Origin of the sequence: Comamonas sp. BIGb0152 (assembly GCF_024809975.1) — a bacterium.
Taxonomy (GTDB): domain Bacteria; phylum Pseudomonadota; class Gammaproteobacteria; order Burkholderiales; family Burkholderiaceae_C; genus Comamonas.
This window is the reverse complement of the sequence record NZ_JANUDY010000013.1, coordinates 100,116-112,890: the sequence shown is the minus strand read 5'-3', so window position 1 is coordinate 112,890 and position 12,775 is coordinate 100,116. Positions and strand designations below refer to the sequence as shown.

Annotated in this window: 4 protein-coding genes; 3 read left to right on the top strand and 1 reads right to left on the bottom strand. The window is 62.4% G+C overall.

Translation table 11 applies throughout. The features are described 5' to 3' along the window. Positions 1-1,210: 1,210 nt before the first annotated feature. Together M2375_RS21085 and M2375_RS21080 are read left to right on the top strand one after the other, a co-directional pair. On the top strand, positions 1,211-2,185 hold the full coding sequence (locus M2375_RS21085) for a hypothetical protein (RefSeq protein ID WP_259170210.1): 975 nt from the start codon (positions 1,211-1,213) through the stop codon (positions 2,183-2,185). Between the two features lie 1,191 nt (positions 2,186-3,376). Beyond that, on the top strand, positions 3,377-6,574 hold the full coding sequence (locus tag M2375_RS21080; RefSeq protein WP_310473193.1) for a DUF5979 domain-containing protein: 3,198 nt from the start codon (positions 3,377-3,379) through the stop codon (positions 6,572-6,574). A gap of 205 nt (positions 6,575-6,779) precedes the next feature. On the opposite strand, the gene M2375_RS21075 is transcribed toward M2375_RS21080, so the two are convergent. Continuing rightward, on the bottom strand, positions 6,780-7,796 hold the full coding sequence (locus M2375_RS21075) for a DNA topoisomerase IB (RefSeq protein WP_259170208.1): 1,017 nt from the start codon (positions 7,794-7,796) through the stop codon (positions 6,780-6,782). 753 nt (positions 7,797-8,549) lie between these two features. Between M2375_RS21075 and M2375_RS21070 the strand changes: the two genes are divergently transcribed. After that, positions 8,550-12,518: an IPTL-CTERM sorting domain-containing protein gene (locus tag M2375_RS21070; RefSeq protein ID WP_259170207.1), complete on the top strand. Its 3,969-nt coding sequence runs from the start codon at positions 8,550-8,552 to the stop codon at positions 12,516-12,518. Positions 12,519-12,775 lie beyond the last annotated feature (257 nt).

The following is a 12,775-nucleotide window of genomic DNA, read 5'->3' as shown; positions in this document are numbered from 1 at the left end:
CTTATTACAACGCCCGAAGACCGCACTCAGCCCTGGGCTACAAGTCTCCAGCATCCCGACTTGCCTTGAACAACCTATTGCAAATCAACACCTAGCCATTAGGGGGCGCTACGCGCATGTGCTGCGCCCAGCCAGGTGCCGGGTTCTGGCCGATGCATCCGGCTATCCATTCCCATAGCCCTCTGCGTTCCCGCTTTCGCCATTCGCAGCAGGCTGCCTGCCCGTTCAGCCCGTTCAGCCCGTTCTGCCCAAGGGGCACCCGCAACACCCCCATGCCCGCTCGCAGGTGGATGGCACTTTCTCCGCCTGCTCGGTGGAGGCCAAGGCCGCGGTGGGCGGGCGCGATAAGGGCATAGGTTTAGAACGGGTTCTGCGCACCAGCCCCCACTTGGCGTGCATGCGAAAGCGTGGATCAGACCGCGTTGGACATCCCGGGGGCCCATTGCCCATGGCATGCAGTTCGAACCGGGACTCGTCGGATCTGTGCAACAAATACCGGTGCGGCGATGGATTTTTTGCCGTGGGCATTCTGAAAACCGACGCAACCGAAGAAAACCAAAAAAACTTGAAAAATCCCAAAGTTTCAATGGTGAGAGTTGGTTAAAAATTTTTTGAGTTTAGGAAACTGTCTGCACGCCGGGCCGTTTGGAATGTGCGCGATCTTTCTATTTTGCTGCGATGCCAAAACACAGAACTTTCAGCATCTGTCTGCGGTGTACGCCGTTTGGAATGGCATTGCATGGATGCGATGGCGCCCAAAGAATTGGAATCCTTGTTTTGACTCGCGCTGTGGGAGTCGCGGGTGCTTTTTTTAATGGCTGATTGAATTGATTGAAAGGTGCATATGACTGGATATTTCGAATGCTCTGATAATGCGGCCCACATGCCATTTCCTGGCATTCCATCGCGCCTTTCTTACTGTTTGAGCCTGTGCACCCTAGGGGGTGCGGCTTTGCTGGCATCCGGTGCAGCGCATGCGGTGCCTGGTGTGCCACAAAATCCGGCGGTGATATTTACCGAGGATTTTCAAAACCTCCCACCCGCCACCAGTGGAGAGATTCTGACGGGCTATCAGGGCGTCGCCGGCCAAACCTATTCGGCTGATTCGGTTTGGCTGACCAGCTGCAATGGCCTTCTTTCGTCTGCCGACCAGCCTGTGGCGGGCAATGACGGTCAGACTGCCAGTTGTGGGAGCCAAGAGGCCTGGAACGTGACGCAGCAGCTTGCACAAGCCTTGGGTACGTTCAAGGGCCAGGCCACGCCCGCCACCAATTTTGCAGTGTCTGCCTATACCTCTAATAATCCCGGCGCGGGGCGGGTGGAGTTCGAGACGGTCAATACCATTGCCTTGCCCTCGCCGAGCCGGTTCATCGCCGTCGGTATCGATGTAGCTGCGGCCAACTGCTACCGGGCCAGCGCACCCCAACTGCAGTTCTATTTGCTCGATGCCGGGTCCCCTGTCACCGCAGGTGGCCAGATTGATGGATGCCAGGGCAGCTTGCTGGACATGCCGGCCCTCGGTAATGCTGGCGCATCGACGGGCAGCCAAGGCGCTATTTTGGGCACACACCAAAGTGGCGGGGTGCTGATCAACACCGCGGCCGTCGGTATCCGCATGACGAATGCGAATGGCAGTGGTGGTGGCAATGACCATGCATTCGACAACATTCAGCTGCTGGATGTAAGCCCCACACTGGACAAATCCTTCAGCCCCGTGACCCAGGCGGTGGGTGGCACCAGTGTGCTCACATTCACCGTGACCAATACGGCGGAGTTGGGTGCAAAAGCAGGGTGGTCGTTCACCGACCATCTGCCCGCAGGCCTGGTGGTGGCCGCAACGCCTGCGGCCAGCACGAGCTGCCCGAGTGGCGTGGTCACCGCAGCAGCGGGTGCCACCGCCATTGATGTCACGGGTAATTTGGCCGACAGCATGGAGTCCTGCACGATTTCTGTCAGCGTGACATCGAATACAGCGGCGGCCTATGCCAATGGGCCAGACAATATGGAGTCTGCCGGCTTGAACCCACCCCAGGTATCGACCGTGACATTCACCGCGCCCAGCACACCACCAGCTGCCACACCGGTTCCCGTCAATGCACCTTGGGGCCTGCTCTTGCTGTCGGGCATTCTGTCTGCATTGGCTGGGGCATTCCGGGTGGGCCACAAACGCCGCCAAGCGCGGTAAGCCTGCATCGACACTGCCGAAACAATCCGCTCTAGGCGGTTGCGAAGCCTCCCCAGCCGGGGAGGCCCAAACCGCATCGTCAACACCCTGGGCAAGCAGGGCGCGGCACTTGCCACTTGCGCTGCGGCGGGGCACGGTGGGAGGTTGAAGGCACGCGCCAGTTGCCGTTGACCGGCCATGCGCTTGCCCGCTTCGATGCGGAGGCGGACATCGACCTAAGCGGGGCACCGGGGGACCGAAGTCCGCGTGCCTGCCTGGCACAGCACGCCGCTGAACCTGCCCCCGCGCTGGCGCTTTGCTGCACGCCTTGTGCCACCCCCTTGCGGCATCCCACCGCAGACCTGACAACCGTTGGCTTGGTGCTTGCTGACAAGCCAGCGATGGCCGAGGACCCCGTCCGTGCCATGCCAGCGCGGTGGCCTGGCGCTGCCCGGCACAGCGCCAGTGCCGATTGCGTGGCATGGCATTCATGGCCCGTTGATCAACAGTGACCGGCTGCACTGGCGGCAAGCATGCCCATGGGTTTTTGCTGCGCCCCGATGCGCGGTACGCCTGGCTCCGCCAGCCGGGCTTGTGCAACTGGCCGAGGAATGCAGCCAACCACGGCGCTGGCCCCGGCCATTGTTGCGTGCCCGGCGCGAGCCCGGGGCCCTGGCATGTGCTGCCAGCGCCGCTGAGCGCAAACGCGCATGCCAACACCCATCCTCGCTTTGAGCACCAGACAGGCGCCCTCGCAAGCGAGGGTGGGTGTGCCAAACCTCCATGCTGCGCTTGCGCTGTTTTTGCGCCGTTGCTTTTGCCTTGTCCAAGCCCCTTGGGCACGCGCGATCTTGCGGCCAACCAGGGGGCGAGGGAGTTCGCACCGTGTGCCTGGCTGCGGCATGCATTAACCCTCAATAAGAGATTGTTCACAGTCTTAATGGGTGCTTTGAAATAAAATAGATTTCTTTGATTAAATGCAATTTTTCTTAGAATTTGTCAATTGTTGACGGTTGCAGAGTTGGAGGAGATTGACTTTTCTACAGCCGTTGGTGGCCGGAAAAGTCATGAGGGGATCGGGTTTCCTATGTCAGGTTCTGACTTGGTTTTTGAGGCAAGAATTTTCGGGTAAGTGCTATGCATTGGCTTCAATGTGGTGGCTATTTCTAATCCTGAATAAATCCAGAAAATTCTTTATTTTTAAAGATTTATATGTCTTGTAATTTCATTCAGAAGAGAATAGGGCAGCTCTGCTTCCTGGTATTCTCAAGCATGCTGTTGCCGGTTTTTGCGCAAGCGCAAACTGCCGATTTGCAAATCACCAAAACCGGGCCAGTGTCTGCGAACGGGGGTGAGAGCTTTTCCTATGTGCTGACCATCGATAACAACGGTCCGGGTGCTGCCAATGGTGCCAACGTGGTGGACAATCTGCCGCCCGGCTTGGCCAATATTGCTGCCAGCTGCATCTCAGCCACCAATGGGGCGGTGTGCCCGGCATCCCTGGCGATTAGCAGTGCCAGCGTTGCTGGGAGTATTCCTGCTTTACCAGCGCTGGGCCGGGTAATCATTGAGATTACGGGGACTTTCCCGAGTAGCGGGCCATCGAGTATCACGAACTCGGCGCGTATCGATACCCCAGCGGGCGTGACCGATCCAGACCTTGCTACCAACAGCAGTGTGGTCAGCACGGCGATGTCTTACAGAACCGATTTGGCAGTAACCAAGACCCAGAGCAGCAATGTATTTGCGCCTGGGGTGCCGGTAACTTACACCATGACGCTGGAGAACAAAGGGCCGGCCAGTGCAGACGGTGCCAATATTCGAGACAGCCTGACGAACTTTGCCAACTACAACGCGGGCCCCCCTTATGACTATCTGACGATCAGCACCGCCTTGGTCAGCTGTACGGTTGCCGGCGGGGCCGTGTGCCCGGCTGCTTCCAATTTCAACAGCCAGTCTGCGACGGGTATTGACTATGTGTTGTTTGATACCACGGTGCCGACCTTGCCGTCGGGCGGGCTGATCACCATTGTCTACACCATGACGCCCAGCGTTACCGGTGTTCAGCGCTGCAGCACGGGCGGGGGTTTTCTGCGCAATGAATTCCGGGCCTCGGTGCCAGCGGGCATGACCGATTCCAACTACGACAACAATGCCGCCCAGGTGAGTATTTCCACCCCGCAGTCGCCCAATTGCCCGCAAACGGATTTGGCAGTTACCAAAACCCAGAGCAGCGATGTGTTTGCATCGGGCACCCCGGTGACCTATACGATGACCTTGGTGAACAATGGCCCCAATGCAGCGAACGGAGCCAGCATTCGTGATGCCATTACGAGCTTTTCCAACTACAACGCCGGCGCCCCTTATGGCTACATCAATATCGATGCGGTATTTGTAGCTTGTACGGCCTCGGGTTCTGCGGTTTGCCCTGATGATTCAAATTTTAATAATGTCTCTGCAACTGGTATTGACTACAACTTGTTCGATACCACGGTTCCCGCATTGCCTGTGGGCGGGGCGCTGAGCATTGTCTACACGATGACACCTACCATCGTGGGCACGCAGCGCTGCAGCTCGGGCGCAGGCTTTATACAAAATGAATTCAGAGCCACCTTGCCCAGTGGAACGACGGACAGCAACTACGACAATAATGCATCGCAGGTAACTATTCAAACGCCTCGGGCGCCTGACTGCCCGCAAACCGATCTGGAGGTCAGCAAGACGCAAAGCAGCAATGTATTTGTGGCAGGCCAGCCTATTACCTACACCATGAAGCTGGTCAATAACGGCCCCAATGCGGTGGACCAGGTGCAGATCAATGATGCCATCACCAATTTTGCCAATTACACCTACGGCGCGCCTTACCAGTACATCAATACCAGTACGTCCTTCGCCAGCTGCAATGCGACAGGGGGCGCTGTGTGCCCGGATGCCTCGAATTTTGGCAACCAGTCCCAGGCAGGGATTGATGTGGCGGTATTCAGCACATCTGTCCCTCGGCTTCCGGTAGGTGGCACGGTGACGGTGGCCTATACCATGACCCCGACTGCGCTGGATGTGCCCTCCTGTGGCAATACCGCATCCAGCTATATCTTGAATACCTTCTCCGCTTCTGTGCCTGCAGGCTATATCGATATGGGCCCGGGCACTAATTCCGCACAGGTAACTCTGCCCGTCAGTTGTGCGGATATCTCCGTCAACAAAAAGGTAGATCCTGTAACCACCAGTGTCAGCGGCTCCACCGTGGTGTACACCATCGATGTGGCCAATGCCACGGGCTCGGCCGTGGCCAACAATGTGGCTTTTTCCGACCCCTTGCCCAGCGGGTTTGTCTATGGCAATGCGGTCTGCGTTGCCCAAACGCCGGGCGCGGTCTGCGGCGCGGTGAACTACGACAGTGCGGGCCACCAGGTCAGCAGCACCATCCCCACGCTGCCGGACGGTGGAATCGTTCGCTTTGTCATCACGGGAGCGGCTGGAAACACGGCAGGCACCTTTGCCAACACCGCCTCGGCAGCGGTGGCGCCTGGCTGGCTTGATCCGGTGCCCAAGTCCAATAGCAGCACGGTGAACTTCCAGATTTTCAACACCAGCTCGCCCATCACGGTGACGAAAAAGGTCGCGGGCCTGCCTGCGGCGGGCATGCCTGCGGCGATGACTTTCAGCGGAAGCATCACCTGTGGTGCGCAGCCTGCACAAAAGTGGTCGGCGACGGTTGCCGCTGGCGCTGTGAGCGGCGATAGCGCTGCGCTGAGCTTTTACGACAAAGATGCCTGCACGGTGACGGAAGACACGCCCCCTGCGGCGCCCAATGGCTATGCCTGGACTGGCGCTGCGACGATTGTGCCCAACCCGACCTCGGTGCTCGGCCCCAACACGCCGCTGTCGGTGGTGGTGACCAATACGCTGTCTGCCTTGCCTGCCGGTAAGCTGACCATCACCAAGCTGGCCCAGACGGCGGCGGGCGGCGCCGCAGCGGGCAGCGCGACGTTCAGCTTTGCAGGTACAGGCACGGGCGTTCCGGCGACCACCACGGTGCTCACGAATGCGGGAACGGGCAGCCAGACCATCGCGGACCTGGAGGCAGGCCAAACCTACACCTGGACTGAAAACGCAGCGGCCGGCTGGAAGCTTGTCAGCATCCAATGCACCACCCAGAACGGTGCGGCACCCCAAAGCGCAGTGACCACGGATCTGACCGCAAGGCAGCTGCGTGTTGCGCTGGTCGCGGCGGAAGAGCTGGTCTGTACCTTTACCAACCGCCAAACTGATTCCCCCGATACACCGATTGATGGCTCGGGCTCCAAGCTCAAGGCGGTTCCCACCTTGGACGCCTGGAAGCTGATGCTGATGATGCTGGCCGTGGCGGCCATGGGCATGGCAGGCCTGCGCAGCACAAAACGTGACTGATAGCCGCTGATCGAAGCTGATCGCAGCTATCGATGCAGGGTGCGACGCCGATATCTCCCCGGGATATCGGCGTTTTTATTGGGGCCCTGTGCTTGCGGCCACCAGGGCCTTCCGGCATCTGGGGCTCCGCATCCCTCCCACTAGGCGAGGGTTTTGCAGAGCGCTATCCAGCGCATGGCCTGCGCTGCCGCCGTGCCTGTCCTATTTAGGCCTTGCGCCTGCGCCTACCGCTGCCCAACAACGCCAGCAAGGCGCGCTCTGCTGCCTGCAGGCCTGTTGCCCTGCTGGTCTTGGGGGCCGGCATATCGGGTGTGCCATCCTGCGCTTCGCACCGCGCCATCACCTGCGGATGGATGTAGAACTTGCGGCAGACCGCCACGGTGTTGCCCAGGTGCTGGGCGACCTGCTTGACGATATCGGGCGCGCTCAGCGGGGCATCGCCGCTGCGCGACTGCAGTGCCAGCGACAAGGCCAGCACGCTGGCATGCCAGGTGCGAAAGTCCTTGGCACTGAAGTCTTCGCCGGCGATCTCGTGCAGATAGGCATTGACGTGCTCCGAGCGCAGCTGCTTGCGCTCTCCGTCCTCATTGAGGTACTGGAACAGCCGCTGCCCGGGCAGCTCCTGGCAGCGCCGCACGATGCGCGCCACGCGCGGGTCGTCCAGCTCCACCTGCTGCTCCACACCGCTCTTGCCTTTGAACGCCAGCCGGATACGCGATGCGCGCATCGTCACATGGCGGTTGCGCAAGGTCGTCAAACCAAAGGAGCCGTTGTCGCGGGCATAGCTGTCATTGCCAATGCGCAGTGCAGTGGTGTCGAGCAGGCGAACGACGGCCGCCGCGACTGAGCTCTGCGTGGTGTCACCCGCCTTCAGGTCACGCTGGATGCGCCGGCGAATGCACCCCAGCTTGGCGGCAAAGGCGGCCATGCGGTCGAACTTGGTCTGTTTGCGCTGCTCCTGCCAGAGCGGATGGTAGCGGTACTGCTTGCGCCCTCGGGCATCGCGGCCAGTGGCCTGAAGGTGGCCTTGTGGATCGGGGCAAATCCAGACATCGGTGTAGGCCGGCGGAATCACCAACTGGCGAATGCGCTGGAGCTGGCGCGGGTTGCGGATGGTCTGCCCGCGCTGGTTGTGGTAGACGAACCCGTCTCCATCGGGGATGCGCTGCCACCCGGGTGTGGCGTCCGTTACATAGGCCAGTGGCTTGGGGAGGGGGACCATGTCGTGCTGCGCGTGTGGTGCGTGTGCGTTGGGGGCGCCTGCAAGGCGGCCAGATCGCCTGAGCTTAGCTGCGCGCCTCGTTGCAGCATGTCAGCGGCCAGCCTGCCTCTGCTGCTGAAATGGCCTGCATAAACATCGCGCCAGGGGCGCTGGCCTGGCTGCATGACGGGCGCGAAGTTCGCTACGCACTCTTTTTCTGCCTGCCAGCGCCATTCGCATGGTTTGTAGTTTGGGCTATGGGCCGTCGTGTTCTTCTCAGAAATAGGGATGGGTTGTTTTCCAAAGAAAATGAAAGAAAACCAAATGTCCGAGCACGATGGAGACCACCAGAATTTGGCTGCTGATGGGCTGAATGGCGAGAAGGGGGGCTGCGTTGCTCGCCCGCAGGCCAGTGCCCGCAAGCAGCGAACCTGCCCGTTTGTCTCTGATCGATGCCAAGCTGGAACAGGCGACCAGGCAAGTCAAACGGACGGATGGCCAGCTGCCAGCTGCCTGCACCTGCTGCCGCTGCGTCCAGCCCCCGATTTCTGCGCCTGGTCCTGCGCAGGGCTGCAGTGCCCACCCCCAAATCACTAATTTGCGGGATGTCAAAGCTCCCATCCCCCTTTACGCTGCGCTCAACACGCAAAACTGGGGGTCATGATGGATCGATGGGGCAAGGCTGCAGCCGGTGCGGAGGGCGGCAACAAAGCGAGGGCGGGGCGGGTTCGGCCATTCAGGCCGCATCTGCTGGCGGGTGGTGGCTGGGGGGCCATGCGCTGGCTGGCGAGTCTGGTAGCCGCCGCGGTGCTGCCGTTTGCGGCGCAGGCCAAAACTTATACGGTCAATGCGGTCAGCAGCGCGGTCGTCAACGCAACGGGCTGTGATGCGGGCAACCGCAGCAGCTGTACCCTGGGCAATGCCATCTTGGCGCTCAATATGGACAGGGATACGACGGGCACGGCGCGCATTGAGTTCGATGCCCGCTTGTTCTCCGTGCCGCAGACCATCGCCATCTCGCAGTTGACGCCGTATTACAACGTGGACATTGCGGGCCCGGGCGCGCATTTGCTGACGGTCCAGGGCGCTTCCTCCCAGGTGCTGCTTCGCTTGAATGCGCGCCAAGGCGCTGCTGGCACCGGCAACCCGCTGGTGGTGGGGGTATCAGGGCTGCGCCTGACTGGTGCGCAACAAGGCATCTACAGTGCGGCGACGCTCACCGTCGATGGCTGCTGGATCGAGAACAACCACAACAACGGCACCAGCAACGGAGGTGGCATCCGCAACAGCGGCAGCCTGCGCTTGATCAACAGCACGGTGGCCAACAACACGGCCACCAACGCATCTTTTGGCTACGGCGGCGGTATCCAGAATGATGCATCAGCCGCTGCGCTCGAGATCCACAACAGCACCATTGCCAACAACCGCGCCCTTCGCGGCGGCGGTATCCACAGCAGCTCAGGCGGCAGCATTGTCATCCACAACACCACCATCAGCGCCAACCAGGCGACCCATAGTTTTGGCGGTGGTTTCTACAAAGAGGGAAGCAGTGCTCCGCTGGTGGTCAACGCCATCATTCGTGGCAATACAGCGCCATCCAATAGCTATCCCGATGTTGTAGGGGGGGCTTCTTTCACACTCCAGCACAGCCTGGTCAATACCGTTCGGCTGGAGGACGCGGTGCAAGTGGGCTTGGCAGCATTGGGCGCCTATGGCGGCACCATGCCCACGATGCCACCACTGGCGGGCTCTCTTGCGCTGGGTGTGGGCCGCTACGCGGCAGGCGAGCTGGCTTTTGACCAGATCGGCGCACCGCGCCCGGCCACGGTGGGTGCGGTGATGGATGCGGGCGCTGTGCAAGGCCAGGGCTACACCGTGGGTATCACCAGCCCATCGCCCTTCCCCAGCCAGGTGGCGCCGGGTGCTGCTATGCCGGTGACGGTGGATGTGCAAAGCGCTGGGCAGCCTCTGGTCGGCGTTACCCCGGCATTGCGCGCCAGTGTGCATGCGGGCTTGGGTTCCACCGCCAGCTGCGCGCCGAGCAATGCCAGCGGCCAGGCGGCTTGCACGGTTAGCTTCAGCTTGCCGGGTGGCGTACCGGTCGCCGGTGTCAGCTTGAGCGCCTACCTGGGCGCAGCCTCGGTCAGCAGCTTGGCGTTTACCGTTGCGGCCCAGCAGCTGGGCGGCTTTGGTATCAGCCTGCCAGCGCAGGTGGCTGCGGGCCAGGCGTTCAACGTCACCGTCAACGCGCTCGATACCGATGGCCATGCGATGCCCAGCTACAGCGGCACGCTGCACTTCAGCAGCAGTGATGCGGGGGCACAGTTGCCCGCAGATGCCGCGCTCTCCGGCGGCGTGGGCAGTTTCAGCGCTACGTTGGCTGCCACAGGCCAGCAGCAGATCACCGTGGCAGATCCGCTATCGATCCCCGTTGCCCAAGGCTCGGCCAACACACAGGTGCGCTTGCTGCCGCCCACCGTCACAGGCCTGACGCCCGCCGTGGCCGATGCCGCAGGCGGTACGGTGGTGACGGTGAACGGCAGCCACTTCGATACCACGGCCCAAGTGCAATTTGCAGGCTTTACCTACATCCAGCCTTTCAACGTGACGGCCACGTCGCTCAGCTTTGTGGCGCCAGCCGGCACGGGTGGCAGCGACGCAGCGGTGCAAGTGTTCACCCAAGGCTGCTATGTGGCGCCCCCTGCTAACAACTGCATGAGCCCCATCATGCCCGCCAGCCTGCTGCGCTTCTTTGCTGCGAGCTATGTGGTCAACCACCCCGGCGACAGCGATGGCAGCCAACCGCAGGCCTGCGCCCAGGGCAATGCCAATACCTGCACCTTGCGCGATGCGGTGCTGCAGGCCAACCTGCTGGGTGGCGCGCCCACTATCCGGTTTGACCCGGCCGTGTTCAGCGCTGCCGCACCGCAGACCATCACCCTGGCCCACGGCCAGATCAGCCTGGCCAAAGACATGGCGATCGTAGGGCCGGGTGCCGATGTGCTCACCATCAGCGGCAACCGCGCCAGCCGGGTGCTGCAGATCGAGGCTGCGGCCCGGTCGCTGCGCCTGGCGGGCTTGACCTTGGCGCAAGGCCGCTCCAACGGGGGCAGTGCGTTGCTCAACCATTCCACCGGCTTGGTGCAACTGCAAAACCTGGTGCTGGCCCAGAACGCCGCAGTGCCCGGCGGCTACAGCGGTGGCAATGACACGCTGGCCCAGGCCGGCTCGGGCGGGGCCGTGTACGCGCAGGGGGCCGGCACCTTGGAGATCGACAACACCCGCTTTGACAGCAACAACGCCGCGCAGCTGGGCGGCGGGCTGTTGCTGGCAGCCGGCCACACCGCTACCCTGCGCGGCAGCACCTGGGTGGCCAACCAGGCCACCCAGGGCGGCAGCGCCATCGCCAACCTGGGCAGTGCCGCGCAGATCGAGAACAGCACCATCACCGCCAACGACAGCCAGGACGCTGGCAGCGCAGGCGGTGCCATCTACAACCAGGGCGCAAGCCGGCTGCTGCTGGTCAACAGCACCGTGGCGGGCAATAGCAACCGCCATGCCGGTGGTATCAGCGGCATGGCCGATGGCGCCAACACCCCCAGCCTGACCTTGGTCAACACCATCGTGGCCGGCAACAGCGGTGGTGAGGGGCAGACTGCCGACATCCGCAGCGCGGGCATCAGCGTCACCGATGGCGGCGGCAATATGTATACCCAAGACAGCGCCACGACCCTCGACCCTGGCCTGGCGCCGCTGGGCAACTATGGTGGTGTGATGCAAACCATGCTGGCGCTGCCGGGCTCGCGCAGCATTTGCGCTGGCGTGGCCAGTGCGGCCGATGCGACGGTGCCCGTGCTGGACCAGCGCGGCGCGGCGCGGCCCTATGCTGGCGCAGGCCTGCTGCCTGCCTCCTGCGTGGACGCGGGTGCCGTGCAAACGCATTACGCGATGCAGTTCAGCGTGCAGCCTTCGGCCGTGGCGCTGAACACGCCCATGCTGCCAGCGCCGCAGGTCACGCTGCAGGAAAACGGCCAGGGCTTTAACAGCACAAGCTATCCGGCACTGGGCACGCTTGCGTCGCTGGGCAGCGTGCAACTGGCCCAAGGCTCGGGTGCGGGCCGCCTGGCCAAGCTGGTGCTGGCCGGCGCGCCGGTATCGGTTGACTTGGCCACCGCCACCGGCAGCGCGGTGTTTGACGACCTGGCGTTTGCCGATGCCGGCAGCCACAGCCTGGTGGCCAGCTTGGCGATCAACCCCCAGCTGGCCGAGCCCGCCGTGCTGCAAGCCAGCAGCGCAAGCTTCGCCGTCGGCCAGGCCGCCGCGCAGATCAGCCTGGAGGCCAGCCCCGAGCAAGTGCAGCAGGGCCAGGCGGTGACCCTGACCGCCACCGTTACCGGCAGCGCACCTGGCGGCACGGTGACCTTCCGCGATGGCGCCACCGTGCTGTGTGGCGGCCCCGTGGCTCTGGTGACCGTGGGCGATACCGCCACTGCCAGTTGCACCACCACCGGGTTAGCGCAAGGCGAGCGCGCTATCACCGTGACCTACAGCGGCGATAGCAACAACGCTGGCGCTGTGACCCTGACCCCGTCGCAGGTGGTGGTCACCGCGCCACCGGGCAACGGCGGCGTTAACCCCATTGCGGTCCCCACACTGTCAGCCTGGGCGCTGGCCTTGTTGGCGGCGCTGATGGCCGGGATGGGTCTGCTGGGGCGGCGTGGGGTGGCGCGCAAGGCGGACTGAGGGATAGAGCGTCGGGCCACCTGGGAATGCGGGTGGCCCGGGGCCAAGATTTTGAGTAAGCAGGGGTGGAGGTGGTGCACAAGGGCTGGGTGACTGGCCCTTGTCGCTTGGCTGGCTTGGCCGTGCATGCCAGGCCAGCCGTTGGCGCTTATGGCGCTTGCAATGCGTTTCGCACTGGACTGCAAAAATCTTAGGCCCCAAGCGCTGGAGACCGTGGCGGTGGGTTCAATTTACCGCCGGATGCAGGCCGGGGCAGG

Excerpts from the sequence above, each read along its gene's own strand:
- M2375_RS21075 (WP_259170208.1), bottom strand. The coding sequence starts at position 7,796 with ATGGTCCCCCTCCCCAAGCCACTGGCCTATGTAACGGACGCCACACCC.
- M2375_RS21070 (WP_259170207.1), top strand. The coding sequence starts at position 8,550 with ATGCGCTGGCTGGCGAGTCTGGTAGCCGCCGCGGTGCTGCCGTTTGCG.
- M2375_RS21080 (WP_310473193.1), top strand. The coding sequence starts at position 3,377 with ATGTCTTGTAATTTCATTCAGAAGAGAATAGGGCAGCTCTGCTTCCTG.